A 26,556-nucleotide genomic window follows, 5' to 3' on the forward strand; every position below is an offset into this window, starting at 1 on the left:
TCACCGAGGCTGCAAATTATCTACCTGGAACGGTAGACGTGTGGAGCGCGCACGACTATGACCGAAGCGCGGTCGCACTCATCAAACTCGCCTTGGCGGCTGTCGTGGGCAATCTGACAAATCTGATGGGGAGATCGGGATCGTTGTGACCAGGGACGTGCCGCCTTATGCAGTTTTTGCCGGAAATCCGGCACCGGGGATCCGGCAGATGGTTTCTTCCCATGTCTGAAGTGGCCATGACCTGGGAGGACGCTGTCCGCTGGTGCATGAGCGAGCCCTCGATGAAGGAACTCGCCCGCGCCGCCTATTTTGATGATCCTGTCGTGGCCGCACAGCGCTATCACCAAAGCGCGGAGTTCGGCGCGGTTCGCGGCATGATCCCGCGCAAGGCGGGCCGCGCTCTCGATCTTGGCGCTGGCAACGGTATCCTCTCTTACGCCCTGGCGCGCGAGGGTTGGTCCGTAACCGCCGTTGAACCTGATCCGAGCGCGCTCGTCGGCGCCGCGGCAATCCGGACGCTTGCCGAAAGGACGGGCACGCCCATCGATGTGGTCGAAGCCTTCGGTGAAGCGATCCCTCTATCGGCCGCGGGTTACGATTTGGTCGTCGCACGGCAGGTGCTTCACCATGCCCACGACCTGCCGGCGTTTTGCCGCGAAATGGCGCGCCTCTCTCGCGACGGAGCGACGCTTCTATCGTTGCGCGACCATGTGATCTCCGGGCCACAGCAACTCGAACCTTTTCTGCGTGCTCATCCGCTCCATCACCTCTATGGCGGAGAGAACGCCTTTACGTTGGCCGCCTACCGCGCAGCGATCCATGGGGCAGGGCTGACAATCGATCGTGAGTTGAGCTCGTTCCAGTCCGTCGTGAACTATGACCCAATGACTGAATCTGAGATTCGTGAGAGGCTCGCCAATCTCTTCGGTCCGTTGTCCGGACCTGTTCGCCTGGTCCTTTCGCCTGTGCCTTTCAATATCGTCGCCAGCGCCGCCGCGGCGCTTGACCGCAGGCCCGGGCGCCTGGTCTCTTTCCTTTGCCACAAGCACGGGAAGGACTGATTTTCTTGGCGCAATCAAAAGAGGCAAAACCTGTCTGGGTGACTGGCGCCGGCGGCTTCATCGGCCGGCATCTTGCTCGTTTCCTTGCCCAAGAAGGCTGCCATGTCATCGGTTTCGGTCGAAAGGAAGCACCCGGGTTTGCCATGGCGACCGGCGGTACATTCTTTTCCGGCGGAGTAACCGTCGAAACGATGGATGCGGCCCTGACAGCGCATGGCCGCCCGGCAGCCGTGTATCATTTGGCGGGTGGCGCCACGGTTGGCCAGTCGATTGCCGATCCCCTGAAGGATTTTGAGCAAAGCGTCGTTTCCGCGGCTTGTGTCCTCGATTTCCTGCGCCGCCGCGCACCCGATGCACCTGTCGTTCTTGCGTCGTCTGCTGCCGTCTATGGCGGCGGACATGTCGGTTCGATCAGGGTCGACGCGGCGCTCGATCCCTATTCCCCCTATGGCTATCACAAACGCATGGTGGAGGAACTGGGCCGGTCATATTGTGCCGCTTACGGCCAGCCGATCTCGGTGGCTCGGCTCTTTTCGGTCTATGGCGAAGGGCTACGCAAGCAACTGCTCTGGGATCTCTGCGGTCGGCTTGCGGCAGGCGAAACCGACATCGTCCTCGGTGGCATGGGGACGGAAATGCGGGATTGGCATCATGTCTCTGATGTCGTGCGGTTGATCCACCGCATTTTGCCTGTCGGCGAACCGCGCTTCACGATCTACAATGGCGGGGCGGGCGCTCCCGCATCCGTCAGCACGATTTCCAGCATGGTTTTGGATGCGTGGGAAGGGAACCATCGCCTCTCGTTTTCTGGAGAATCCCGGCGGGGCGATCCCGTGAACCTGATCTCTGATCCCTCTGGCGTGCCGGAAGGACTTCAATTGCAGGTACCGCTCTGCGAGGGCATTGCCGGCTATGTCGATTGGTATCGCGCCGAGGTTCTCACTGAGCCGGCCGGCCGTTTGCGACGCTCCGCGCCTTGATCACAGTCGGCTTCACCCTCATCGGTCGCGGGTCTTGGTCCGGTGGCGAGTCCTACCTGCGCAATATGTTGAGCGTCATCGCTTCCGAACTGCGTGGCAAGGTGCAGGCGAAGCTGTTTCTCACGCCTGAGCAGCATTCAAGCCTTGGTGCGTCCTTCGATCACATGTTGGCTGCGCCCGCTATTGTCGATGAACGGGTGACAGGCGCCGGGCTTGGCAGGCGAGGGCTGATTGCCCTCGTCGGCGGCACTGACCGCGCTTTCGCGGATCTTGTCGTCGCGCAAGGCATCGACGTTGTCTTTGAAGTTGCCCAGTGGTTCGGCAACCGGTTTCCGGTGCCGGTCGTTTCCTGGATTCCGGATTTCCAGCACCGTCGCCTGCCGCATCTCTTTCCGCGCAGGGCCTGGTGGCGCAGAGACCTCGGTTACCGCCTGCAGACATCAGGCAATCGCGCCATAATGCTCTCGAGCGGGGATGCGCTCGCGGATTGCGAGACATTCTATCCGGTCTCGCGCAGCAAGACCGCCGTCGTGCGCTTCGCCATCGACCTCGATCCAGGCCCCGTCTTGGCGCGTGCCGACGGGGCCCGCCAGGCGCATGGTCTGCCCGAGCGTTTCTTCTTTCTTCCCAATCAGTTCTGGGTCCACAAGAACCACAGGCTGGTGGTCGAGGCGTTGAAGCATATAAGCCAAATCGGAGCGCTGGACTCCTTGCCGCCGATAGTCCTCTCTGGGCGCACCACGGATCCGCGCGATCCGACATTTTTCAAGCGTCTGATGGATCTTGTCGAAACGGATGGGCTTGCAAGCCATTTTCGCCACCTCGGATTAATTCCCTATGATGACGTTCTCGCCTTGATCGGTGCCGCGGACTATCTCCTCAACCCTTCTCACTTCGAGGGGTGGTCGACCACGGTTGAAGAGGCGAAGTCGCTGGGCACGCCGATGTTGCTATCCGACATTCCGCTGCATCGCGAACAAGCGCCGGACGCGCTCTTCTTCGCACCAGACAGTGCGGAAGCGCTGGCGCAGCGTCTCATGGAAGTCGGGCGGCGCCCACGCCCTGTCCGCGAGAATGTCGCCTTGCTTCAGGGTCGGCAACAAAAGCGCCGCCGAGACTACGCGGCAGCGCTCCTTGCATTGTTTGAAAATGTCAGAAGTGTCCCCCAATGATCGAGAAAATCGTCAGTTTTGTCATGAGCGGCGGCGTCGGCTCAAGGCTGTGGCCGCTGTCGCGCGAGGACAATCCCAAGCAGTTCCATGATTTTTCGGGTGATGGCTCGATGCTGGCAAAGACGCTGCGCCGGCTGACGGCAAGGCCGAAAGGCGAAACGCCGGTTTTCCTGATAGCGTCTGAACGGCACGCCGATCGCGTCCATGCTGACCTGGCCGGCCTGGACCTTTCCGGCGGCGGTCCCTTGTTCGAGCCGACGGGCCGCAACACCGCCGCCGCCGTGGCCCTGGCGACTTTGCGCACCCTGTCCGACCACGGCGACAGCCTGGTGCTGGTGGTTCCGTCCGACCACGAAATAGCCACCGCGCAGCAATTCTGGCAGAGCGTGGAAAATGGCACGGCGGCGGCGCGCGCGGGGCGGCTGGTGGTGTTCGGCATCAAGCCCAGCCAGCCGGAGACCGGTTACGGCTATATCGAGATCGCCGGCGAGCGGGATGGCATCTGCGATGTTTCACGCTTTGTCGAAAAACCGGATCTCGCGACCGCGCAGAACTATCTCAACGCTGGCAATTTCTACTGGAACACCGGCATCTTCCTGTTTCGCGCCAGCGCCATGCGCGATGCCTTCATGGCTTTCCAGCCCGAGATATGGACGGCCACCGAGGCTGCCTACCAGGCCGCGACATCGGATCTTTCCGGCCTCTACATGCCTCTCGAACTCTACGCCGCCATTCCCTCGACCTCGATCGACTACGCGATCATGGAGAAGGCGAGGGACATCGCCATGGTGCCGGCCGGCTTTCGCTGGAATGATCTCGGTTCCTGGCAATCGCTGCTGGATGTCAGCCCCTCTGACAAGCAGGGCAACGTGATCATCGGCGACGTCGTCGCCATCGATTGCGAAAACTCCTACATCCGCAGCGATGGCCGTCTGCTGTCGGCCATCGGCGTCGAGAATCTCGCCATCGTCTCGACTGCGGACGCCACTTTCGTTGCTCCGGTCAGCCACAGCCAACACGTCAAGAAGATCGTCGAGCAACTCGAAAAGAGTGGCCGGCTGGAAACCAAATTCACACCCGCGGATGATCGCGTGATCGAGAGCGGCGCCTGGCGGCGCCGGGTGCATCACTGGCTGTTTGAAGAGACGGTGCCGCTGTGGTCGACAGTCGGTGTTGATAATCGCCATGGCGGTTTCCACGAAGCGCTCGGTTTTGACGCCACGCCGCTGATGAAGCCCAAGCGCATGCGCACGCAGGCCAGGCAAATCTATGCCTTCGCCGTCGCCAAGGCGAGGGGATGGGACGGCCCGGCCGACCGGTTGATCAGCCACGGTATCGAATTCATGGCCAGGAACGGCCGTACCGACAATGGCGGCTGGGTACGCACGCTCAATGTCGACGGGACGGTCGCCGACGCCGTCGAGGATGCCTACGATCATTCCTGCGTGCTGCTGGCGCTCGCGCATGCCCATATGTCAGGCAATCCCGATGCCTTGCGGCTTGGCGAAGAGACATTTTCTTTTCTCGACGCGCATCTCGAGGATCACCGCATGACCGGTTTTCTCGAAACCTCGGACGGCGCGGGTGAACGCCGTTCCAATCCGCACATGCACCTGCTTGAAGCTTTCCTTGCGTGGCATCAGGCGACCGGCGAGCGTGCCTATCTTCGCCGCGCCGCGCGCATCGTCGATTTATTTCGCAGCCATTTCTTCGATCCGGAAAGCTGGACGCTTGGCGAGTATTTCGATCACGAATGGAAGCCGGCTAATGGCGAGAAAGGCTTGTGGACGGAACCCGGGCACCATTTCGAGTGGGCCTCCTTGCTGGTCGATTTCGCCGGACGCAGCGGCCAGAGCCAACTGAGCGGCTTTGCCAGGAAGCTCTATGCCTCGGCCATTGCCAACGGCCTCAACCGCGCCACCGGTCTTGCCTACGGCGCCGTTTCGCGGCAAGGCCTGCCGCTCGACCGCGTCTCGCGCAGTTGGCCGCAGGCGGAGGCGATCAAGGCGGCAATTGCACTGGATGGCGCGGGCGGACCCGACCTCAAGCCCGAGATCGAAGCGCGGGTCGGTCGCTTGTTCCGTTGGCATATCAATCCAGCACCGCTCGGTCTGTGGGTCGACCGGATCGACGAACGTGGCCGTTCACTGGCGACCGATGTGCCGGCCAGCATCTTCTACCATCTGGTCTGTGCGCTGACGCAGTATCTGGACGGCACCGGCGGCAATATTCGGCAGAACGGTTGACGAGATCGAAATCTTTCCGTCCGAATAAGCTTCGGACCATCGGCTGCTAACGATGCTTAGCCACGACGGGAGTGACGACTTTGTCGTTTAAAAACAAAGGTTTGCTTGCACTTGTTGCCTTGGCGTTTGCGGTTGGCTTCTTTGTCATCGTCATGGAAAGAGGGACGAATGTTCATTCGCGGCCTCCGAAGCCGCAGGCGGCGCTTGCGCCGTTTGATGGCAAGCTTGCCGTCCAGGCAATCGACGATCTTCGCGTCGCCGGCCGCAAGATTTTGCTGTGCGGCGTGGCGTTTACCAAACCTCGATCCATGCGCGCCCTGGTAACGGAGGCAGTGCGTCGGGATTATCAAGGGCTCGCCCTGACCTGCAAGCCTGTCGGCACGGGAACCCCTTGCGACGGCAATGTCGCGTCAAAGTTCGGTGACGCCATCGTCGTGCAATGTTTTACGTCGGATGGCGTGGATTTGGCGGCGAAGCTTGCCGAGAATGGCATTTTATGCGGCCAGCCCGCACAAGCGGGGTCGACCTACAAATCTTGCTCCTCGGGCTCGTAGCTCAGGGGTTCGCCGACTGCCCTCGTGCTTATCGTTATTGAGTCGTGCCGAGTCGCGAGTGTCATAAAATGAAAAGCGGAATGTGCGACAACGCCTGACGTCAAATCCAGTCGACTGCAATCTGCACGAAGGACGGGCGCGACGACGGCTTCAAAGACTGTAAAATGAATCTTAACTCCTCTTACCTACCAATCAACCTGTGCCGGTGGGTATTTTTGGCGAAAAGGAACCCGATTGCGTTTCCGAACTATAGCCCGTTGCAGCCAGCAGCCAAAATGGTACATTCAAACCTTCTAATAAGTGTGTTTAATGAAACACAGCGGAAACCAAAAAGTATCTCGCACATGCGAAATGGGTTGGAATCGAAGAGAAAAGCTGTTACGCGCTTGGTCAGTACCTTAGTGATCGGGTGGGTCTGAGGTAACGCGGGACAAAAGGATCTGAACGAATGAACCTAACTGTTAAAAGTGCGTTGGCTGGACTGGTCGTCTCGATCAGCTTTGGCCCTGTTTCATCGTTCGCTCAGGACGCGTCATGCACCTGCGCGACCGCCTATCAAGGGGCGGCGAGTTCAATCGGATCGATTGGCCATGCCAACGGCGACGTGATGGTTTCGCAGACCGCTGGCTATGGTCCTGCCAAGCCGGGTACTGCCTTGGATTTCGGCAGCCGCGTGGTGGTTGGCGCCAAAGGGTCTGCTTCCGTCAATGTCGGGGGCTGCAATCTGAATGTGCCGGCGAATTCAAGTCTCGACATTTCCCGCGTCGAGAACAAAATCTGCCTGAAAGTCGTGGGCTCCGAGCAGACTGCTGCCGTTGGTGTGAGCCCTGAGCATACGGGTCAGATTGCCTCGGGCGGCACCCCGTCCTGGCTGCCGCTCGGTATTTTTGCGGGCATGGCTGGCGCGGCGGGTATTCTTGCTGCAACGCAGGATGACGACAACGGCGTTAGCCAGTAGGCGGGTGCCAAGCAGGCAATGGCAGCGGAGGCGTGAGGCGCCTCTGCTGTGTGTTGTTGCTGGATATCTGGTCGACCTTGCTGGCGCCAGGTTTAGTGTTTTTTGCTAAATTTGTTAACCGTGTCGCTCTATTGCTTTGAGCAGGGCTCGACGCGATTCGTCTCGGGCGTACGTCTTGGCGGCTGGGATCTTACACAGGCCGTCTTGCTTATGCTTGGCAGATGCGTCATTCGCCATCCTGCGGCTGACGCATTGGCGTGTTGTTGGAGCGCAGTCGCTACGTTGCTTCGGTGCAGGCAGAAACGTCAATGATCGACCTGCATTCCCACATCTTGCCCGGTCTTGATGATGGCTCGCCCAGCCTTTCCGAATCGCTGCAAATGGCACGGCTGGCGGTAGCTGATGGGACGACGCACATGGCGTGTACGCCGCATATCATGCCAGGCATGTACGAAAACGGATCGGCAAATATCACTCGAGCCGTTCAAGGGCTGGATCAGGCGTTACGCCGTGCCGCTATACCGCTTGCTCTTTATGTTGGTGCCGATATCCATGTAGCGCCGGATCTTCCGGAGCAATTGGCCCTCGGCAGCGTGCCAACTTTAAACAGATCCCGCTATTTTCTATTTGAACCGCCGCACCACGTTTTACCGCCAAGGCTGGAAGATCTTGCTCTACGCCTCATAAACGCCGGGTTTATTCCGATTCTTACCCATCCCGAGCGTTTGACCTGGATCAAGGCGAATTACGACGTTGTCGAGAGGTTGAATGCAGCGGGGTGTCTTATTCAGCTTACGGCAGACTCGATTGTTGGTGCTTTTGGGCGCACGGCGCTTTATTATTCGGAAAAGCTGATTGACGAAGGTAGGGTAGATATTATCGCATCGGACACCCATGGCACCACCCGCCGGCGTCCTGGGCTATCGCAGGCAGTTGCCGCTGCTGCAAAGCGATGTGGAGAGGATGAGGCCCGCAATATGGTGTTGAAACGTCCAGGCCATATTTTGGCGAACCGGCCCCTCGAGCCGGTCGGAAAGGCACGCGCCAAGAAGCCGAACCCCGGCAACGTCGGCCGCTTTGCCGGACTGGGTCGATTGTTCAAGGGCGGGACCGCGTGATGGGCGGTTTTCGGTACGCAAAAAGCTTTGCCGGCACAATATGTGTATTGGTCGCTTCGCTGGCAATGTCTGCCTGCACGAGCAGCTCGTCAACGGCACCATCTTCACCGGCTTCGGTCGATGCGCTGCAGCTAACATCATCGTCGACGCCGCTTTCGAGCGGTAGCGCTCTCCAGGTCGTAAAAGACCTGCCTGCGCCGCAAAACACCCAGAACGGCAGCGAGCAGCCTTTGTCTCCGAACGATGTGCTCGAGGTGAATGTGTTCCAGGTCGACAATCTGAACAGAACCGTTCAGGTCGACGCTGGCGGGCAGATTTCGCTTGCACTTATCGGAACCATAACCGCGGCGGGAAAGACCGTCCGTCAATTGGAGAAGGAAATCGAAACGGCCTACGGCGCCAAATATTTGCAGTCGCCCGATGTGTCGGTTTTCGTCAAGGAGTCGATTGGCCAGCGCATTACTGTCGACGGTGAAGTCACCAGGGGCGGCATCTTTCCTGTATCGAGCAACTCCTCTCTCATCGATGCGATCGCCCTTGCTGGAGGGTTCAATGCCGTTGGAGATGCAAGAAAGGTCTTTGTCTATCGCAATATCGGCTCGAATACGCTGGTTGCTAATTACAATGTGGAGGAAATTCGTGCCGGCAAGAGCCGCAATCCGCGCATCTATGGCGGCGACAAGGTTGTCGTCTTCGCCTCGAAATCGAAAATTGCGATGAACAATCTCAAGGACGCCCTCGGTGTCGCCTCGAGTGCAGCCCGAATTGCGGTGGTTCCGGGACTATAGCCGCAGTCGGTCAGAATTCAGTCTACGGACGAACTCAGGATTACCTCGCGCCATGCTCGATCGTAACAGACAGCATCAAATTGCAGGCCCAGGACACGGTCAGGCCTTGTCCGCGGACCTGTATTATGACGGTGCTCAAAACTATAACCCGTACGGTCGCGATCAACCGGAGCAGGAAGAGGGCTTTAATCCGCTCAAGCTGTTTTTCTACGTCGTCCAGTATCGGTGGCTGATCGTCATGATGGCGGCGGCGGGGCTTGTCGCCGGCGTCATCGTTACCATGATGCAGACGCCAAAATATCAGGCGACAACGCAACTGGAAGTGCTGGTTCCCTCGGCAAAGGTCTTCCAGGACATTGAAGTGGTTTCCGAAAACAGCGACGTGCGGGCTTTTCTAACGGCCCGCGAGAAGCTGAAAAGTCGCGCATTGGCGCAGCGCGTGGTGTTCCAACTGGGTCTCAGCGAAAAGCCGGACTTCCTGTTTCCAACGCCTAACTTCTCACTCAGCAATATTTTCTATCGTGCGTTCGGGATCGCCAAATCCCCCTCGGTTCAGGAGAAAACCCCCGAGGAACGCGAGTCGATTGCGATCGATCGCGTTCTAAAGGACCTTACGGTCAGTCTGGTCACCAACACAAGCCTGCTGTCGATTACGTTTGCCGACCAAAACCCGAAATATGCAAGTGATGTAGCCAATCAGGTCGCGCAGAGCTTTATCGACCAAAGGCTCGACCAGACCAGCGAGACATCAGACCTGGCACGGCAATTCATCCAGGAACAGGTTTTGCAGGTGAAGCAAAAGCTTCAGAAGTCCGAAGAGGAACTGGTCGCCTATGCAAAGGATGCAGGCATCACGGTAACCGGCGACGACAAATCACTGATAGGGTCGAACATCGAGGCTCTGAACACCGCGCTGGCGACGGCCATCCAGGAGCGTCTCGACGCCGGACGGGTCGTGGAACAAATCGACAAAGGTCGCGGCTCGAGCCTTGGCCCAGTGCTGGAAAGCGAAGGTCTGCAGAAGCTCAGCGACAAGCTGGCGGATTTGACCAGCCAGTATCAGCAAAAACTGGGCATTCTGAAGCCTGGTTTTCCGGAAATGCAACAGCTTCAGTCGCAAATTAAGGAATTGCAACGGCTCTATAACAACGGCGTTTTGACGATAACCGATTCTCTGCGGCAGAGATACCAGGAAAGTCAGAACAAGGAGGCCGACCTTAAGACCAAACTTGCTGAGATGGAGAAGCAGCAGGTTATCTTCAACGACAAAAACATCAAATACACGATCCTGAAGCGCGAAGTCGATTCGAACCGGTCGCAGTATGATAACCTTATTGCCAAGCTGAATGAAGTTGGCGTGAGTTCTGAGCTAAAGACACAAAGCGCTGCAATCGTTGATTTCGCGACACTGCCCGTTCGTCCTTATTCTCCGCGCCTGACTATCAATCTTGCGATCGCCTTGGCTCTTTTCATGGCTCTGAGCGCGTCAATAATCTATATCATCGAGTTGTTGAACAACACCTTCACCAACCCCGAGCAGATCGAAAAGGAATTGGGATTGGCGATGCTGGGCATCCTGCCGCTCGTCGACGACCGGGAACTCATAGCCAGCATCGCCGATCAGAAGTCAGGACTGTCCGAAGCCTACCGATCGCTTCGAACATCGTTGCAGTTCTCCGGCGCCGAGGGCGCGCCGCGATCACTGCTGGTCACGAGTTCGGAGCCCTCGGAAGGCAAGTCGACCACGTCGTTCAAGCTTGGGCAGGATTTTGCCGCGCTTGGTGCAAGAGTTCTCATTGTCGACGGCGATCTTCGCAAGCCCAATCTTCATCGGCTGTTTGGGCTCGACAACACGATCGGGCTCAGCAACCTCCTGACAAACACCGTTCGCAAGGAGGATCTTGCGAGTATTTTCCGGGCGACGAAATATCCGAATGTGACCGTTTTGACGTCCGGAACGATCCCGCCGAACCCTGCGGATCTGCTCTCCTCGCCCAAGATGGCACTGATCATCACCAATCTCGGCAAGCGCTTCGACCTTGTCATCATCGATGCTCCGCCGGTCGTCGGCCTTTCGGATGCGCCTATCCTCAGTCGGCTTGCCGAAGGCACGTTGATGGTCATCTCCACCAATCAGGTCACACGCAAGTCGGCTAAGACAGCGTTGAAGCGCCTGCGAGCCGCCGGAGCGAATGTGGTCGGAGCCGCGATGTCGAAATTTGCGGTGAACAAATTCGACTACAACTACGCCTACAAATATATGAACTACCAGTATTACGACTACGGCACGAGTACCCCGAAACTTGAGGGCAAAGTGGATGACGGAGCAGGCCAACCCGCTTATGCAAAATCTCCGGCGTTCAAGCGTTTGGTTCGTCGCATCCGTTCTAGTGTTGGCGGCTTCGTCGATCGGTCTAAGTCGGTTTCTTGAGACCGAAACGCCGGCCGTTTCGCTCGCGCTGGATCCGTTGAATGTCGACGCGGTGATCGGTGAAATTACCCACGACCTGAACGACACAAACAATACTCCTGACCTTGATGCCTTGCTTGCCAAGGCCGAAGGCGCGCTTCGCTTTGATCTGGTGGACGCTCGCCTCTACAGCCTGATCGGTGAGATCAAGTATCGTCAGGGTGAAAAAGACCAAGCCTATGAGCTTTTTGATCAAGCTCGGAAATTGTCCAAGACGGAGATTCATGCGCTTCAGAGATCAATCGGCCACTCGATTGAAACGGGCGATCTGTCAAAGGCTGTTGGCGAGATCGATATATTGCTGCGGCGATGGCCGGATCGGTTTCCTGAGATCGCCGAGGGCCTGCCGACAATCCTCTCGAACCCCGATGGATACCAGGCGGTGCTGGCAGCTATCAAGGCGGAGGCGCCCTGGCGAGCCAGTCTGTTCGTCGCTCTTGGCAACGCCCCCGAGGGGCTCGTTTTCGCGAATCGGCTGCTGCTCGATTTGATCGGGTCAAGCGCACCACCGAAACCGGGCGAGTTGTCCTTTGTAATCAACGGCTATATTCGCCAAAAGCAATATGAGCCAGCATACCGGTTATTTCTTTTCAGCCTTTCTGATGAAGAAAGGAAGTTGGGCGGGTATATTTTCAACAGTACCTTTGAACCGGTGTCCAGCGGCAAGCCTTTCGATTGGCAGATCCGCGATCAGTCGGGGATGGAAGTCTCGTTCGCCACATCCAAGGATGCGGTCGAAGGTGAGGGCGGGGCGACGGTCCGTTTCCTGAATACACCGGTCAAGAACTCCGCTCTTCAGCAGTATATTGAGCTCCCGCCGGGATCCTACAAGGTTTCTCTGATTGCATCCGCAAGAAACCTGAAGCTTCCAAAGGAGTTATTCTGGTCCCTAAGATGTCCGGCTGGCGAAATTGCACGGTTCAATATTCCAGAGGGTACATTCAATCGTCAATCCCTGAGTCAGGATTTTTTGATTGGTCCGGAGACCTGTCCCATGCAATTGTTGAGACTGGACACTGCCACCATCGCTGACAGTTGGCGGTTTCGGTATGTCGGCACGTTGGTAATGCACAAATTGAGCATCGAGAGACTTCCATCTTGAGCGACCGGCCAGCGGAATGGGATAAATATCTCCTCGGGTCGGTCTTGTTTGTATCGCTGCTGATCGGTGGGGGGACCGCAGCCGGCCTCTACACGGACACATTGATTGAAGTCGCGGCGATTGTCTCGGCGGCGGCTGTCCTTTCACAGCCATTTGGCCAACGGGTTCCCCGTTCTGTGTTGTGGCTGCTTGTGTTCGCCGTGGCCTTGGTGATTTTGCAAATAGTCCCGCTGCCGGCATCCATATTCAACGGCTTGCGGCCAGAACTGTTGCTCGCCGATTCCTCGTTCGTTGGAGAAACCCGATTTCGCTTCGTCAGCCTCGGCGTGGGACGCACGATCGAATGCCTGTTGTATCTGGTGGCGGTGGTAGCGTTTTTCCTGAGTGTTTTGCGTTTGCGAACCGAGCAGATCCAGGCGCTTCTGCCGTTCTTTTTCATGGGCGTCATCTGCAATGGGCTGGCGGGAGCGATTCAATATTCGCTCTCCGACGACATCGCCATCAAGGGGTTGCTGCCGTTTACAATCAACGCCGGGCTGTTTGCCAACCGCAATCATTTTGCAGCCTTGCTTTTTGTCTCTATTCCCTTCGTCGTCTATCACGGGCTGTTTCGCGGAAATCTCTTGTCTGGATTGCTCGGACTGGTCACGCTTTTGCTGCTTCTTTTGGCAGCCGGTTCGCGTGCTGGTGTGCTGATTGGGTTGGCGATTACAGTCCTGTCCGTTGTCTTTCTTTCAGCGCGCTCCAGGGCGAGCGGATGGGGCATCCTGCTGGTTTTCATAGGGATTTCAGCCTACACGATAGGCGTTTGGACGAAGATCGATGTTGATGCGATTGATCCGGCTTTTGGGCGCGGAGAATTTGCGCGGACCACTATTGAGGGAATTAAGGAGAATTGGGCGACTGGCGTCGGATTTGGAAATTTCCAAAAGGCCTATCAGATATACGAAAAGGAAGGAATGATTTTCAAACAGTTCGTAAATCATGCCCACAATGACTATCTGGAAATAGCCTTCGAGGGCGGAGTTCTCGCCATTCTGCTGATGGCATTATATTTTGTGTTGCTTTTTGCTTCGTTTGCCAGAATCCGCCGCGACCCACTTCAGAAGGCGGCATTTCTGTCGGTATCCTTTCTTCTCATCCACTCACTGGTTGACTATCCGCTACGGACCGCAGCGCTTGCAATGACCTTCGCCTATATGAACGCCATTATCTTTCACAAGGGATTTGCAGACCGTTTGCGTCAGAAGAGCGAAATGATCGAGATCGACCACAACGGCGACAAGTTGTTTGTTCCCATTGGAAAGTCGTCGTGATGCTTGTAGAAGCCTGCCTTCGTGCTTGAATCCGGACGCGTCGCGCTTTAGAGGCATCGTCGCGACGATCGAGGTCGTTTGAGCGAAACCGCTCTGGCTACGATCAGCTGCCCAGCCCAGAACTTTCCAACCTGTGAAAAGCCGGCGAGCCCCTTGCCCGCCGGCTTTTTCATGCCGTATCGAATGTCTCTGCCTTAGCACGAACCATTGACCTTGGATTTCAGCTGTTTCGAGCCTGCGCGAGCTATTTGGGCCCACGTCGCGATCTCATTTTGACAGGTTGATGTCCCCATCTCGCTCTACCAGAGGATGCGGCAGCGATTGACAAGCTGCCTTCCGAAACATAAGCACGCTCAAATCGCGCCGGGGGGAGCGAAGGCAGTTTAGGAGAGCTTGTTGAAAGGCATTATCCTGGCCGGGGGCAGCGGAACCCGGCTCTATCCGCTGACACTGGCGGTTTCCAAGCAAATCCTGCCGATATACGACAAGCCGATGATCTACTATCCGCTGAGCGTATTGATGCTCGCGGGTATCCGTGAGATTCTGGTCATCTCGACCCCGCGCGACCTGCCGGTTTTTAGGGATTTGCTCGGCGACGGTTCGGAGTTCGGGCTGGACATGTCCTATGCCGAGCAGCCGCATCCCAACGGCCTCGCGGAAGCCTTCATCATTGGCCGCGACTTCATCGGCAACGACAGCGTCTCGATGATCCTCGGCGACAACATCTATTTCGGCGAAGGGCTATCGCAGCTCTGCCGCAAGGCGGCCGTGCGCAAAAGCGGTGCCTCGGTGTTCGCCTACCATGTCGAGGATCCGCAGCGCTATGGCGTGGTTTCGTTCGACAAGGTCAGTGGCTCCGCTTTGACGATCGAGGAAAAACCGCAAGCGCCGAAGTCGAATTGGGCTATCACCGGCCTCTATTTCTACGACAACGATGTCGTGAACATAGCCCCGACGATCCGGCCCTCGGCGCGTGGCGAGCTCGAGATCACGGCGGTCAACAACGTCTACCTCGAACGCGGGCAGTTGCAGGTTCATCAACTTGGCCGCGGCTATGCCTGGCTCGACACCGGCACCCATGACAGTTTGCATGAAGCCTCTTCCTTCGTGCGCACCATCGAACATCGCCAGGGCATCAAGGTCGCCTGTCCGGAGGAGATCGCTTTCGAGCAGGGCTGGCTGACGGCTGACAAGGTTCTGCAGCGCGCTGCCCGCCTGGGAAAGAACGACTATGCCGCCTATTTGCGCCGGCGCGTCGTCGAACTGACGGAGAACTAGGTGCTGGAGATCAGGCCGCTCGGTCTCGATGGCGTGCTGGAGATCGTCCCGAAGCGCTTCGGCGACGCCCGGGGGTTCTTTGTCGAAACCTACAATGAAGAGCGTTTTTCAGAGGCAGGCATCGATCTGCGTTTCATCCAGGACAATCACTCCTATTCCGCCGCCGCCGGTGTTTTGAGGGGGCTTCACTATCAACTTTCCCCACGCGCCCAGGACAAGCTGCTGCGCGTTGTCCGCGGCAGGATTCTTGATGTCGCGGTCGACATTCGCCGCAGCTCGAAGACATTCGGAAAATGGGTCGCCCTGGAGATCTCCGCCGAAAAGGGCAATCAAATCCTGGTGCCGAGAGGCTTCGCGCACGGTTTCGTCACGCTCGCACCGGATACCGAGGTGCTGTATAAGGTCACCGAACTTTATTCGCCGCAGCATGATCGATCCATCCGTTTCGACGATCCCGCCATCGGCATCGAATGGCCATCGCTATCGGGCGGATTTCAACTGTCGGACAAGGACCTCAAGGCGCCGACACTCGCTGCCGCGGAGGTGTTTGCATGAGGGGTGCTCGCCCTCCTAATGCATGTCGCGCAAAAGTGCGCAGCGGTTTTGCGATAACGACATGCATAAGAACAAGAACTTAAAGCGCGTCGCATGAATCCGTTCAATCGCGACGCGCTTTAGGGTGATGGCATGAGGAGTGAGGTATGAATTTTCTGGTGACCGGGGGTGCCGGTTTCATCGGCTCGGCCGTGTGCCGGCATTTGTGCGCCAATCCGGCCTACCGCTTGACCAATCTCGACAAGCTCACCTATGCCGGGAACCTCGCCTCGCTGCGGTCGATCGAGCGCGCGCGCAATTACAGATTTGAACACGCCGACATCTGTGACGACAGGACGATCCTGGAGGTGCTGCATCGCGACGATATCGACATCGTCATGCATCTCGCCGCCGAGAGCCATGTCGACCGGTCGATCGACGGGCCGGGAACATTCATCGAGACCAATATCGTCGGCACCTACCGAATGCTCAACTCGGCCCTGGAATATTGGCGCGGACTTCCCGACGCTAAGAAAGGCCAGTTTCGCTTCCATCATGTTTCGACCGACGAGGTGTTCGGCGACCTGCCTTTCGACGGCGGCGTCTTCACCGAACAGACGCCCTATGCGCCATCTTCGCCCTATTCGGCGTCGAAGGCCGCGTCCGATCATCTGGTGCGCGCATGGCACGACACCTACGGCCTGCCGGTCGTCCTGTCGAACTGTTCCAACAACTACGGTCCGTTCCATTTCCCCGAAAAACTGATCCCGCTCGTCATTTTGAACGCGCTCGACGAAAAACCGCTACCGGTCTACGGCGCCGGCGCGAACGTCCGCGACTGGCTTTTCGTCGAGGACCATGCGCGCGCCCTGGCCATGGTCGCGACGCGCGGCGCGGTCGGCGAGAGCTACAATGTCGGCGGCGGCTCGGAACGCACCAATCTGGCGGTGGTGGAGGCGATCTGCGATAGTCTCGATAACAGGCGGCCGCGCTCCGCCGGCCGGCGCTATCGCGATCTCATCACCTTCGTCGCTGACCGCCCGGGCCATGACCGGCGCTACGCGATCGACGCCTCGAAGATCGAGCGCGATCTCGGCTGGACGCCGCGCGAGAGCTTCGACAGCGGCCTCGCCAGGACGGTCGACTGGTACCTGCAGAACGAATGGTGGTGGGGCCCGATCCGCCGCGAGCGCTATGCCGGCGAGCGGCTGGGCGACGCGCGCAAGGGTGCCGCGTGAGGCTTGTCGTCACCGGACGCGACGGGCAGGTCGTAAGAAGCCTCGTCGAGCGTGCGCACGCGCACACGGAGTTCGAGGTTATTGCGCTCGGCAGGCCTGAACTCGACCTGGCGAAGCCGGAGACGATCGCACCGGCGCTGGCAATCGCCAGGCCCGACCTGGTCGTGTCCGCCGCCGCCTACACCGCGGTCGACCATGCCGAGGACGAACCGGACCTTGCCTTTGCCGTCAACGGCGCCGGCGCCGGTCATGTCGCCGAAGCCGCGGCAGGGCTTGGCGTTCCCGTCATCCATCTGTCGACCGACTATGTCTTCGACGGAAGCGGCGAGGGGGCCTATAGCGAAGATGATGAACCCGCTCCGCGCAACGTCTACGGCGCCTCGAAGCTGGCTGGCGAGCAGGCGGTCGCCAAGGCCAACCCGCGTCACCTCATCCTGCGCACGGCATGGGTCTACAGCCCGTTCGGCAGGAATTTCGTCAAGACGATGCTGAAGCTGGCAGCGGATCGCGACGAGATAGCGGTGGTGGCCGACCAGTGGGGAAATCCCACTTCGGCCCTCGATATTGCCGACGCGCTCCTGCATTCGGCGGCGATGCTGCGTGGCAACAAGGGCTTTGCTTCCTTCGGCGTCTATCATCTGGCGGGAACCGGCGAGACCAACTGGAGTGGCTTCGCCCGTCATATCCTGGACACAAGCCAGGCGTTTGGCGGCCCCTATGCGCGGGTTCGGGATATCGCCACTGTGGATTATCCGACCAAGGCGCAGCGCCCCCGAAATTCGCGCCTGGCGACGCAAAAATTCGCGACCGCATTTGGATGGGTAGCTCCGGGCTGGCGCGAGTCGACAGAGGAGGTGGAACGATGTCTTCTTCGGCCTGCTTGAGAATTGCCCGTTGTGGCAACAATGCGCTTACCGGGGCCTGAAAGACAGCGATGATTCCTTTCACTTCGACGACATTCAGATTTCCTGACCTCGTAGCTCCGTCTGCATGGGTGGAGCATGTTCCATTCATGTTCTGGCTGATCGATGCGCTCCGACCGCTCCGGTTTGTCGAGCTTGGCACGCATGCAGGGGTCTCCTATTGTGCCGCCTGCCAAGCCATCGAGCTGTTGGGTCTCCACTGCAGTAGCTATGCAATCGACACCTGGAAGGGTGACGAGCATGCTGGGTTTTACGACGAGGAGGTCTACTCCAATCTGGCCGCCTACCACGCTCCCAAATATGCGGCTTTCTCCAGTCTCGTACGGTCGACTTTCGACGCGGCCGTTGACCATTTCGAGGACGCCAGCATCGACCTGTTGCACATTGACGGTCTCCACACTTACGACGCTGTTCGCCATGACTTCGAGACCTGGCGGCCAAAGTTGACGCAAAACGCCATTGTGCTCTTTCACGACACGAATGTGCGCGAGCGCGATTTCGGCGTCTCTCGTCTCTGGAGCGAAGTCTCGGCGGGTCGGCCGCATTTCGAGTTCCTGCATGGGTACGGCCTGGGTGTGCTGGGAATTGGCGACAGCTACCCAAAGGCGATCGAGGCGTTATTCGCTGCCGGCGACCAAGATGATGCTCGCGAAGCTGTACGAACCGCTTTCGCCCATCTCGGGCAGGCAGTCGCCCGACGCGGGGATACGGCCTATGCGCTAAGGCAGGCGGAAGCGCAATTTGCGTTCAGCCGCGAAGAATGGCAGCGAGAGATCGAGCAGCGCGGCATCGAGATCGCTACGTTGGAGACCGAGCGCGAGCAGGTGACCGCACAGGCGCGCGAGCGCGAGGCCCAGTTTGCACTGGATCGAGAAGAATGGCAGCGACAGGTCGAAGGCCGCGACAACGAGATTGTACGGTCGCAAGCGCTGGCGAGCGCTCTTGAGGCAAAACTAACGCAAAGCGAGCTCGCTGCCCAGGAACTCAAGGACTCAACGAGTTGGCGAATTACTGGCCCGTTGCGAACGCTTTCAATGAATATCAGGTGGTTACTGCGGAATGTACGTCGGGCGGGTGGCTAAATTTAGAATAAACATCTAGGAGGTCTTTCGCCTTTCCAGAAACCGTTCGAAAAAGTACCGGACAAAGGTAGTCAATCGCGGATAACGGCGCACAAGGTGGCTCAGATATCTCGCCGTTCTCCAGCTTTTCGAAGCCCTGATCGCCCTCAATCGGCTTATTTTTGCATTGATGATAGAAGCGAATTCTCGCGCCTGATCGGTCAAATTTTTGCTGTGGATTCGGGCTTGCTCGGCCAGCGCCTCGCGTTGTTGCGCCAGGGCGGTTTCAAGTTCGCGAAGACGATCCTCCAGTGGCATCAGCGACGCGAAGGGGAGCCGCATGCCATTCTCGAGATCGCGATCGTTGTCAAGCCAACGTCCATGGAACCAGGAGTCCAAATTGTCGATGTGCATGACCTCTGGTTTCAGTTCAGCTTTTCGAAACGCGTAGTTCATCGATAACTGATCGCGTCGAGCATATCGTTGAACATGCGCGTTCCATATCTCCAGCATGTTGCACACAGTCGGGTCGGTATGGTCGCGCAATAGGATTCCGCCCCAAAACGGCTTTTCCAGCAGCACTTCCGGACACTCAATCTGATAGTGATTGAGCTGTTCAAAGATTCGGCTCTGATCGTCCAGACCAAGCCGAGACACCTCGACAAATTCGTCCAGTACAGTTTCTCGAAAACTGTGAGCGGCAACGCTGAACCCGGATTCACTCCAATATCGTTCAACGATCGTTTCCGGCGTTTCCTTGAGAATTACGGTGTTATCGATATAGAGTGACCCGTCGAAATCGGGCAAGTGGAGGTGAGGGCGAAGCTTTAGGTCACGCTGGCTTCGAATTGGGTCCATCCCGAAGGTGGGCAAAACCAGTCGAATTTGCCATGTATCGCTCTTCAGATCGGGATCATCGGTTAAGCACACAAAGGGAATTTTTGAACACGACGCGACCGGCTGATCGTTGAGCTGCTCGTACTTTCCTATCATCGTCATATAGACACAAAATGACTTTGTGACTTGACGTTTCATCGAGCCACCTTCACCGAGCCGGAGTGATCGGAATCCTCTGAACTTCGATCAAGCCGAATCGAAACCGGCGTTGGCGAGACGCGCACTGGCGAGACACAGATCAAAATGTTCTCCCTTCTCGTCGGTTCTGGATCTCTTCCAAGGGACATGGGACATGCTTATGAGCGACCGACAGGCTCCGCTCAAGCGCATAGGCTCCGAAGCGGGTTTGTATCTGGTGATGATCATTGGCCATCTTGGCGTAAAGAGCCATATCCGGTCGATCAACAGGTCGGACGCGCCCACCGATGCCTATGTCTTGGAAACCGCCGAATGCTCAATCACCCCGGACTTGCCTTTGCCACTGCCAGCGTCGATACCGGTCGCGTAGCCGTTGCGGCCGCAAGCACCCGCGCGCCGGCGATCCTCCGCCATTGTATCTTCGCCGAAGTGAGGAAGTCCTATCTCGGCCCTTGATATTGCCTTCAAAATCCTCCATGTCGCCGCGACCATGCAAGACGACGCGAATTTTGGCCGTTGCGGCTCCTGCCGCCTGGCGGGAGCGGTGAGATCAACTTGAGCGGATTCACGTGTCATATCCTGGACACAAGCCAAGTGCTTGATCGTCGTTACTGCGTCGTGAAGGACATATCCACAGGCGACCATCCGACCAAGGCACGCAGCCCCGCAACTCCGGCCCGTCAACGGCGAAATTTATCACGACATTCGGATGAAATGCGCTCGATCGGCGGCAATCGTCGGAACAGGTTGTATATCGTCGCCTCGTCGAGGAGGCTTGGCAGGCTTCGAACATGAACAAGCTTCAGTCACCGGAAAATCTGCCCAATCCTGCACCCTGCCCGCAAGCAGCTAGCGTAGCGGCGCCGAAAGCGAAGTCGCTGGCTTCCAGGGTTTACGCCTATCCCAGGGTGTTCGTGGTTTCCGTTCTGCACAGATTATATGTTTATTATCGTCGCTTGCCGATAGGTATTGAGAAGCGCCGAGCAATACATAAGATTATATCGTTCGTATCTCCCAAGATACACACAAGACTTGGAAATATTGTATTCAATTATTGGGATTCTGGAAAAATAATTCCTTTAGTAAGGTCGCATGGCGATCAATTGGAGGTAGGTCAGACGGTTTTTTCGGTCGTCATCCCAATTTACGATCGTACTGATTTACTACGTGAGGCCATCGACTCTATATTGAATCAGTCATATCAAAGCTTTGAGCTTATTCTTGTGACAGACGGATCTCCAAAGTCAACATTGGATATTGTAGATAGATATAAATCGCTATCGAAGGTTAGAGTTTTCCACTTTCCAAAAAGCTCCGGCACCGCAGTGCGTGGTCGAAATAAAGGGATATTGGAATCGAGGGGTGAATATATCTCATTTCTGGACAGTGATGATATTGCTGATCGAGACAGGCTTGAGATAACGCTTTCAGCCATGAGTAATGGTAACGATGTCGTATATGGCGCGTGGCGTGCTAAAATCGATGGATCGAGAATTGTTGACGGATTGAGTGACGGACAAGTTGTATTCAGCCCGCAATCTACCCCCGAAGAGCTCAAAAACATTTGCTTCCCGTGCCAAAGCACGGTGTCCGTTCGACGCGCGTATTTTATTAAAGCTGGCTTCCTGAAACCTGCCATGCGTTATCGTGAGGATCACGAACTGTGGGCGCGGCTGGCTTTTTACGGTGCAAAATTTATTGCTCTGCCTAATATTCTTACAACGCTGCGATTACACGCAGGCAACAACGAAATCAACTTCAAGAAAGATGACCAGAAGTGGGCCAAGGAGGTTTTAAGCCAGTATTCGATCAAAGGACCTGTGCCCAAGAAGATAGTTTTCCTGATTGGTGGCGTAGGTGTTTCAGGCGGATTGTCGGTTGTAATGCATCATGCACAAAATTTGATGGCTTTCGGCCATGATGTGACTATTATTAATTTTGGTTTGAATGCCGTTGCAAACTCTTGGACAGAAATGTGGCCTGTTCCCATCATTAATGGGTTTGAAGATTCAAATCAGTTTCTAGAGAACGTAGATATAGCTATTTCCACCTTTTGGACAACGGCACATATATTGAAGAGCCTGAAGGCAGACCGGAAGATATATTTTGTTCAATCGGATGAGCGTTTTTTCTACGATGACACCGAAACCAAGGCGATGGTTGCCTCAACGTATCGTCAGGACTTCGAGTTTGTGACAATAGCGTCGTGGGTTCGTGAATTCCTGGATCGGGAGTTCGGTCAGAAAGCTGCCTTGGTGGCAAACGGTATTGATCTCGATGTCTTTGTGGAAAGTAGGGGTCTGCGCTCTGTAGGCAGGCCCCGTGTGTTGATTGAAGGACCACTTTCCGTGCCTTGGAAAGGCGTGGCGGACGCTTACGCTGCCGTAAGAGACCTCGATGTGGATATTTGGCTGGTGGCCAGCGACGGAATAGTTCCGGTGGAATGGCGTTTGGACCGCGTCTTCAAGGCTGTGCCTCAGAACGAGATGCCGGAAATCTACTCGTCCTGCGATATCTTGCTCAAGATGAGCCACGTGGAAAGTTTTTGCTTGCCGGCGCTGGAGGCGATGGCTTGTGGGTGTGCGGTGGTGGTCGGCAAAGTCAACGGCGCGACGGAGTTTGTTCGACACGAGCACAACAGTTTGGTTGTTGAACGCGGCGACATTGCTTCGGCAAAGAACGCAGTCATGCGCCTTCTTGAGAATCCTGTGCTTCGGAAAAGGTTGGTCGAGGAGGGACGCCGAACCGCACAGAGCCTGTCAGTCAAAGCTTCTTTTTCTGCGATGGAAGAGGTCATTGGTGCGCCAGTTTAGGTTTTGCAACGGTCGCACATTGGGTCGTTTGGAAAGAATGATTCCGGATTTGTTGCCACGTTTGGCTGCCGGGGCTGGTACCCTCCGCAATGGTGCACAACTTTCACGACGGCACATTCGAGGCCGCCTATGAGGAGGTTGATGGACACATCCGGCGCAATTGATGACATTGGTGAGGGATTGCGTCGCTATCATCTGGCGACGACTTTCGGGTGGCAAGACATTGCTCAGAGGTATCGCCGCTCGCGGATCGGGGCATTCTGGCTGACCATCAATATGGGCGTGCTCATTGGTGCGCTCGGTCTGATATTCGGGACACTTTTCCGGTCCCCAATGCAGGAGTTTCTGCCATTTATATGCGCGGGATTGATTGTATGGGGATTTATCTCATCTTCTCTAAGTGACGGATGTACAAGCTTTATTAGCGCGGAAGGAATAATTCTACAAATCAAGATGCCGTTGTTCACGCATGTGATGCGCTCTATTTGGAGAAACGCGATAATATTTGCTCACAATCTTGTGATTTTCCCGGTAATAGTTCTGATGGTCCAAGCGCCCTTGTCTTGGTCTGCCCTATGGGCTCTTCCTGGATTCTTACTGGTATCAATAAACATCCTCTGGATGATGCTGGTACTCGCGGTGGTTTGCGCACGGTTTCGAGACATGACGCTCATCGTCCAAAATCTGCTTCAGGTCACGTTCTACCTGACGCCGGTTATGTGGGCCGCAAAAACGCTACCGGAAGGCGCACCGCGATACATCATCGAGTTCAATCCTTTCTTTCATTTGGTGTCGCTGGTGCGCGATCCGCTGCTTGGCCAGATGCCTGAGGCAAGAAGCTGGGAAGTTGCGATAGTGCTGGCTCTTGTCGGGTGGCTGTTGGCGGTTGTTTTTTTCGGGCGGTTCCGCGCTCGTGTCCCATACTGGCTTTAACCGATGGCCAATATCCAGTTAAGTGACGTTTCAGTCGAGTTTCCGGTTTTCAACGCGGCCAACCGCTCATTGAAAAATCGCGTGATCAACGTGGCAACTGGCGGCGCCATCGAACGGCAGAATGGGGGCCATGTTGTTGTCCGAGGGCTGCAGGATGTCAGCTTTGAGGTGGTTGATGGCGAGCGAATCGGACTGGTTGGTCACAATGGATCGGGAAAGACCACCTTGCTCCGCGTCCTGTCCAAGATCTACACCCCAAGCTCAGGACGCGCCACGATCGATGGCGAATGCGTTTCACTCATAAACATTGGACTAGGGATAGATCCTGAAGCCACAGGACGGGAAAATATCCGTCTCAGGGCGGCGATGATGGGAATGACGCCATCGTCACTGCGTGAGCGTTTTGATGATATTGCAGAGTTCTCTGGTCTTGGTGAATTTCTGGACATGCCCGTTAGAACCTACTCGTCGGGTATGCAATTGAGGCTCGCCTTTGCAACGTCGACGTCGATTCGACCGGAGATATTGGTCATGGATGAGTGGCTCTCCACGGGGGATGAAGATTTTAAGACCCGCGCAAACAAGCGCCTCAGTGATATTGTGAATTCGACCAAAATCTTGATCCTGGCAAGCCACTCAAAGGACCTGATTTTACGGAACTGCACTCGAGTAATTTGGCTTGAACATGGTCATATTCGAATGGATGGGCCTGTTGAAACTGTCACAGAACAATATTTCTCGAATGGGGCGCAATGAAAACATCGGCTCGAAGGCGCCATCCTCTAACCGGATAGCCTTCAAAAAAATCTCTGGCGATGACTGCGACTCCGCAGTATGCGATACAACCGGTGGGAGGGGATTGGCACGACAAACCAACGTGATCAGCGGCGAAATGAACTTCGTGGTTGCATCACGCTGGCGGCCGGTCCTCGATCCTGGAGTGTAGTGCCGCGCAATGAATTCATACCTGGAAGCCGTATTCGGACTTCGGCCGGACATGCGGCGCTTTTTTATCATGATCCAGGACGCAGTCATGGTCCTGGTCGCGGTCGCGCTCAGTCTGGTTTTGTCGCGGTCCAACCTCTCTTTCGAGGCTTTTTCCTATGAGGGCCTGACCACCTGGGCGTGCATCGTCGTTTTCAGCCATTTGCTGTTCAGATATTGCGGCCTCGACAACACGGTCTGGCGCTTCGCCTCGACCCCTGACTTTTTCAACATCCTGAAGAGCTGCGCGATTTTGACCGTCGCGCTCTATTGCGCCTTGCTCACGTTTCGTTTCTTCAAGCCGGTGACGGGCCTCAACGAGCGCCAGTTCATCGTCTTCTTCCTTGTGTCCTTCACAATCATATCGGCGCCTCGGCTCTTCTACCGGTTTCTTCGCGATGGAGCGAGTTGGGGCATCATGAAGAGGGCCGCCGACAAGGGGTTGACCAGGCAAGCCCTCTTTGTCGGCAGGCTCGGCGAGGCGGATCTGATCATCCGCTTTACGCGCGCGGCGGAGCCTGGGGATTATTCCATAGCGGGCATCATGGCGATCGAGAACGACGCGCCGTTGCGCACCCGAATCCAGGGGGTTCCGGTGGTGGCAATCCGGCCTCGTTTGACGGAATTTCTGGAGGACTACATAAGGGGCACGAAAAGTCTCGACATGCTGATCTTCGGCAATGGAGCCGGGCGGGAGATCGAGGAATATTCGGAGCTGGTCCGTGTCGCCCGGCATAGTGGCATAGCCGTCCTGCAGTTCTCAGGGTTTTCCGAACTGGGGCAGGGAGGAAAGCTGGTTCTCGACGCCGTCGAGATGGAAACCATCCTGCGTCGTCCGGCGGTGCCTTCCGACATTGAACGCATCGGCACTTTTATCCATGGCAAGCGTGTCCTGGTGACGGGCGGCGCCGGTTCGATTGGGCGAACGCTGGTCAGACGGTCGCTGGAACTGGGCGCCGAGGCGGTTCTGGTTGCCGACCTCTCCGAGTTCGGAATTTTCCAGTTGAGCCAGTATATCGACGAGAAGGAGCACCATCGTCTCAAGGCCCGCATCATCGACGTGGCGGACCGGCGGCAGATGACGCGTGTCGTCAGCGAATTCAAACCCGACATCATCTTTCACGCCGCCGCGCTCAAGCACGTCCCCTTGCTCGAGGAAAACTGGGACTCGGCGATCCAGACCAACGTTTTCGGAACGCTTGTCTGTGCGGAGGTCGCGGCCAAGTGCGGGGTTCCGCAATTCGTGCTTGTCTCGAGTGACAAGGCAGTGGATCCGTCGTCGGTGCTTGGCATGACAAAACGGGCCGCCGAGCAGATCGTGAGCGCCCTGCACGAAACGCACGCGACCCCGCCAAACGGGCCTCGCGCCGGTGGGCTTCACTCCGGCACCAAGTTCATTGCTGTCCGGTTCGGCAACGTCTTTGGCAGCAACGGATCGGTGGCGACCATATTCCAGGCGCAGATCGAGGCTGGTGGGCCGCTCACCATTACGGACCGGCGCATGACGCGCTATTTCATGACGGTGGCCGAAGCCGTCGACCTCGTCATCATGTCGGCGGCCGATGCGGCGTTGCGGCAGGGCAGGGACGACTATGCCGTCTATATGCTCGACATGGGCAAGCCGGTGCCCATCCTTGAAGTTGCCGAGACGATGATCCGCATGGCCGGAAAGAACCCCTATACGGATATTCCCATCCGGTTCACCGGGATCAGGCCAGGCGAAAAACTCCATGAAACGCTTCACGGCGAAAATGAGGAGGTCGTCGAACTCAGCACCTCGAAGATTTTTGGCCTGAGGACCGATGTCATCGAATGGCCGCGGGTCAAGGCTGCTCTCACGGCGCTGGAGACGGCGGTGAGGAACCAGGACAAGGCCTCGGCCCTTGTAGCGCTGTGCGGCTTTCATGAGGCGGAAAAATCACCGGGCGAAGGATATCGGCAAACAAGTCCGAAAACAGTTGGACACGCTGGGTGAAGCGAACAATCCCATGA

The 26,556-nt window shown here is 57.0% G+C and carries 22 protein-coding genes; 21 read left to right on the forward strand and 1 reads right to left on the reverse strand.

Translation table 11 applies throughout. The features are described 5' to 3' along the window. The first annotated feature begins 221 nt into the window (after positions 1 to 221). The 16 genes from MESS4_RS12510 to MESS4_RS12585 all read left to right on the forward strand — a co-directional run bounded on the left by MESS4_RS12510 (position 222) and on the right by MESS4_RS12585 (position 18,820). Positions 222 to 1,061 (forward strand): class I SAM-dependent methyltransferase, encoded by an 840-nt coding sequence (locus MESS4_RS12510; RefSeq protein ID WP_006330784.1) that lies wholly within the window; start codon positions 222 to 224, stop codon positions 1,059 to 1,061. A 5-nt stretch (positions 1,062 to 1,066) separates the two neighbouring features. Beyond that, the gene (locus MESS4_RS12515) at positions 1,067 to 2,041 is read left to right on the forward strand and encodes an SDR family oxidoreductase (protein WP_006330792.1); all 975 of its coding nucleotides are present in this window, start codon (positions 1,067 to 1,069) and stop codon (positions 2,039 to 2,041) included. Continuing rightward, positions 2,038 to 3,213: a glycosyltransferase family 1 protein gene (locus tag MESS4_RS12520; RefSeq protein ID WP_006330800.1), complete on the forward strand. Its 1,176-nt coding sequence runs from the start codon at positions 2,038 to 2,040 to the stop codon at positions 3,211 to 3,213. The genes MESS4_RS12515 and MESS4_RS12520 overlap by 4 nt, the downstream gene beginning before the upstream one ends. Further along, positions 3,210 to 5,459 (forward strand): mannose-1-phosphate guanylyltransferase/mannose-6-phosphate isomerase, encoded by a 2,250-nt coding sequence (locus tag MESS4_RS12525; protein WP_006330802.1) that lies wholly within the window; start codon positions 3,210 to 3,212, stop codon positions 5,457 to 5,459. Before MESS4_RS12520 ends, MESS4_RS12525 begins: the two co-directional genes overlap by 4 nt. A gap of 80 nt (positions 5,460 to 5,539) precedes the next feature. Then, positions 5,540 to 6,013: a hypothetical protein gene (locus tag MESS4_RS12530; RefSeq protein WP_006330804.1), complete on the forward strand. Its 474-nt coding sequence runs from the start codon at positions 5,540 to 5,542 to the stop codon at positions 6,011 to 6,013. A gap of 448 nt (positions 6,014 to 6,461) precedes the next feature. After that, positions 6,462 to 6,971: a hypothetical protein gene (locus MESS4_RS12535; protein WP_006330806.1), complete on the forward strand. Its 510-nt coding sequence runs from the start codon at positions 6,462 to 6,464 to the stop codon at positions 6,969 to 6,971. Between the two features lie 308 nt (positions 6,972 to 7,279). Further along, positions 7,280 to 8,089: a CpsB/CapC family capsule biosynthesis tyrosine phosphatase gene (locus MESS4_RS12540; protein ID WP_006330810.1), complete on the forward strand. Its 810-nt coding sequence runs from the start codon at positions 7,280 to 7,282 to the stop codon at positions 8,087 to 8,089. Next, complete coding sequence (locus tag MESS4_RS12545) at positions 8,089 to 8,877, forward strand: polysaccharide biosynthesis/export family protein (protein ID WP_006330814.1); 789 nt, start codon at positions 8,089 to 8,091, stop codon at positions 8,875 to 8,877. Before MESS4_RS12540 ends, MESS4_RS12545 begins: the two co-directional genes overlap by 1 nt. A gap of 52 nt (positions 8,878 to 8,929) precedes the next feature. After that, positions 8,930 to 11,308, forward strand: a complete 2,379-nt coding sequence (locus tag MESS4_RS12550; protein WP_006330816.1) for a polysaccharide biosynthesis tyrosine autokinase — start codon at positions 8,930 to 8,932, stop codon at positions 11,306 to 11,308. Further along, the gene (locus MESS4_RS12555; RefSeq protein ID WP_036241131.1) at positions 11,196 to 12,449 is read left to right on the forward strand and encodes a hypothetical protein; all 1,254 of its coding nucleotides are present in this window, start codon (positions 11,196 to 11,198) and stop codon (positions 12,447 to 12,449) included. Before MESS4_RS12550 ends, MESS4_RS12555 begins: the two co-directional genes overlap by 113 nt. Next, positions 12,446 to 13,765, forward strand: coding sequence for an O-antigen ligase family protein (locus tag MESS4_RS12560; RefSeq protein WP_006330818.1), 1,320 nt, complete (start codon positions 12,446 to 12,448; stop codon positions 13,763 to 13,765). Before MESS4_RS12555 ends, MESS4_RS12560 begins: the two co-directional genes overlap by 4 nt. A 396-nt stretch (positions 13,766 to 14,161) precedes the next feature. After that, positions 14,162 to 15,043 carry a glucose-1-phosphate thymidylyltransferase RfbA gene (rfbA, locus tag MESS4_RS12565; RefSeq protein WP_006330819.1) on the forward strand — a complete coding sequence of 294 codons (882 nt, stop codon included), beginning with the start codon at positions 14,162 to 14,164 and terminating at the stop codon, positions 15,041 to 15,043. After that, on the forward strand, positions 15,044 to 15,598 hold the full coding sequence (gene rfbC, locus MESS4_RS12570; protein ID WP_006330820.1) for a dTDP-4-dehydrorhamnose 3,5-epimerase: 555 nt from the start codon (positions 15,044 to 15,046) through the stop codon (positions 15,596 to 15,598). It begins immediately after the preceding gene. A 146-nt stretch (positions 15,599 to 15,744) separates the two neighbouring features. Further along, positions 15,745 to 16,815 carry a dTDP-glucose 4,6-dehydratase gene (rfbB, locus tag MESS4_RS12575; protein ID WP_006330821.1) on the forward strand — a complete coding sequence of 357 codons (1,071 nt, stop codon included), beginning with the start codon at positions 15,745 to 15,747 and terminating at the stop codon, positions 16,813 to 16,815. Then, entirely contained in the window at positions 16,812 to 17,699 is an 888-nt protein-coding gene (gene rfbD, locus MESS4_RS12580; RefSeq protein ID WP_006330822.1) for a dTDP-4-dehydrorhamnose reductase, read from the forward strand. The genes rfbB and rfbD overlap by 4 nt, the downstream gene beginning before the upstream one ends. A gap of 128 nt (positions 17,700 to 17,827) precedes the next feature. Beyond that, positions 17,828 to 18,820, forward strand: a complete 993-nt coding sequence (locus MESS4_RS12585) for a class I SAM-dependent methyltransferase (RefSeq protein WP_006330823.1) — start codon at positions 17,828 to 17,830, stop codon at positions 18,818 to 18,820. A 15-nt stretch (positions 18,821 to 18,835) separates the two neighbouring features. On the opposite strand, the gene MESS4_RS12590 is transcribed toward MESS4_RS12585, so the two are convergent. Beyond that, entirely contained in the window at positions 18,836 to 19,834 is a 999-nt protein-coding gene (locus tag MESS4_RS12590) for a glycosyltransferase domain-containing protein (RefSeq protein WP_081609705.1), read from the reverse strand. A gap of 154 nt (positions 19,835 to 19,988) precedes the next feature. On the opposite strand from MESS4_RS12590, the gene MESS4_RS12595 reads away from it, so the two are divergent. The 5 genes from MESS4_RS12595 (at position 19,989) to MESS4_RS12615 (ending at position 26,539) form a co-directional block, all read left to right on the forward strand. Continuing rightward, on the forward strand, positions 19,989 to 20,204 hold the full coding sequence (locus MESS4_RS12595; RefSeq protein ID WP_157385564.1) for a hypothetical protein: 216 nt from the start codon (positions 19,989 to 19,991) through the stop codon (positions 20,202 to 20,204). A 421-nt stretch (positions 20,205 to 20,625) separates the two neighbouring features. Next, complete coding sequence (locus tag MESS4_RS32120; RefSeq protein WP_081609706.1) at positions 20,626 to 22,647, forward strand: glycosyltransferase; 2,022 nt, start codon at positions 20,626 to 20,628, stop codon at positions 22,645 to 22,647. 141 nt (positions 22,648 to 22,788) lie between these two features. After that, positions 22,789 to 23,580 carry an ABC transporter permease gene (locus MESS4_RS12605; RefSeq protein WP_036241170.1) on the forward strand — a complete coding sequence of 264 codons (792 nt, stop codon included), beginning with the start codon at positions 22,789 to 22,791 and terminating at the stop codon, positions 23,578 to 23,580. Positions 23,581 to 23,583: 3 nt separating this feature from the next. Then, positions 23,584 to 24,336, forward strand: a complete 753-nt coding sequence (locus tag MESS4_RS12610; protein ID WP_006330833.1) for an ABC transporter ATP-binding protein — start codon at positions 23,584 to 23,586, stop codon at positions 24,334 to 24,336. A gap of 199 nt (positions 24,337 to 24,535) precedes the next feature. Next, positions 24,536 to 26,539, forward strand: coding sequence for a nucleoside-diphosphate sugar epimerase/dehydratase (locus MESS4_RS12615; protein ID WP_006330837.1), 2,004 nt, complete (start codon positions 24,536 to 24,538; stop codon positions 26,537 to 26,539). Positions 26,540 to 26,556 lie beyond the last annotated feature (17 nt).

The organism is Mesorhizobium sp. STM 4661, assembly GCF_000359125.1.
In the GTDB taxonomy this organism is placed as follows: Bacteria; Pseudomonadota; Alphaproteobacteria; order Rhizobiales; family Rhizobiaceae; genus Mesorhizobium.

Coding starts and splice junctions, on each gene's coding strand:
- MESS4_RS12510 (WP_006330784.1), top strand. CDS start 222: ATGTCTGAAGTGGCCATGACCTGGGAGGACGCTGTCCGCTGGTGCATG.
- MESS4_RS12525 (WP_006330802.1), top strand. CDS start 3,210: ATGATCGAGAAAATCGTCAGTTTTGTCATGAGCGGCGGCGTCGGCTCA.
- MESS4_RS12535 (WP_006330806.1), top strand. CDS start 6,462: ATGAACCTAACTGTTAAAAGTGCGTTGGCTGGACTGGTCGTCTCGATC.
- MESS4_RS12540 (WP_006330810.1), top strand. CDS start 7,280: ATGATCGACCTGCATTCCCACATCTTGCCCGGTCTTGATGATGGCTCG.
- MESS4_RS12545 (WP_006330814.1), top strand. CDS start 8,089: ATGGGCGGTTTTCGGTACGCAAAAAGCTTTGCCGGCACAATATGTGTA.
- MESS4_RS12550 (WP_006330816.1), top strand. CDS start 8,930: ATGCTCGATCGTAACAGACAGCATCAAATTGCAGGCCCAGGACACGGT.
- MESS4_RS12555 (WP_036241131.1), top strand. CDS start 11,196: ATGACGGAGCAGGCCAACCCGCTTATGCAAAATCTCCGGCGTTCAAGC.
- rfbB (WP_006330821.1), top strand. CDS start 15,745: ATGAATTTTCTGGTGACCGGGGGTGCCGGTTTCATCGGCTCGGCCGTG.
- MESS4_RS12585 (WP_006330823.1), top strand. CDS start 17,828: ATGTTCTGGCTGATCGATGCGCTCCGACCGCTCCGGTTTGTCGAGCTT.
- MESS4_RS12590 (WP_081609705.1), bottom strand. CDS start 19,834: ATGAAACGTCAAGTCACAAAGTCATTTTGTGTCTATATGACGATGATA.
- MESS4_RS12595 (WP_157385564.1), top strand. CDS start 19,989: ATGCTTATGAGCGACCGACAGGCTCCGCTCAAGCGCATAGGCTCCGAA.
- MESS4_RS32120 (WP_081609706.1), top strand. CDS start 20,626: ATGAACAAGCTTCAGTCACCGGAAAATCTGCCCAATCCTGCACCCTGC.
- MESS4_RS12605 (WP_036241170.1), top strand. CDS start 22,789: ATGGACACATCCGGCGCAATTGATGACATTGGTGAGGGATTGCGTCGC.
- MESS4_RS12610 (WP_006330833.1), top strand. CDS start 23,584: ATGGCCAATATCCAGTTAAGTGACGTTTCAGTCGAGTTTCCGGTTTTC.
- MESS4_RS12615 (WP_006330837.1), top strand. CDS start 24,536: ATGAATTCATACCTGGAAGCCGTATTCGGACTTCGGCCGGACATGCGG.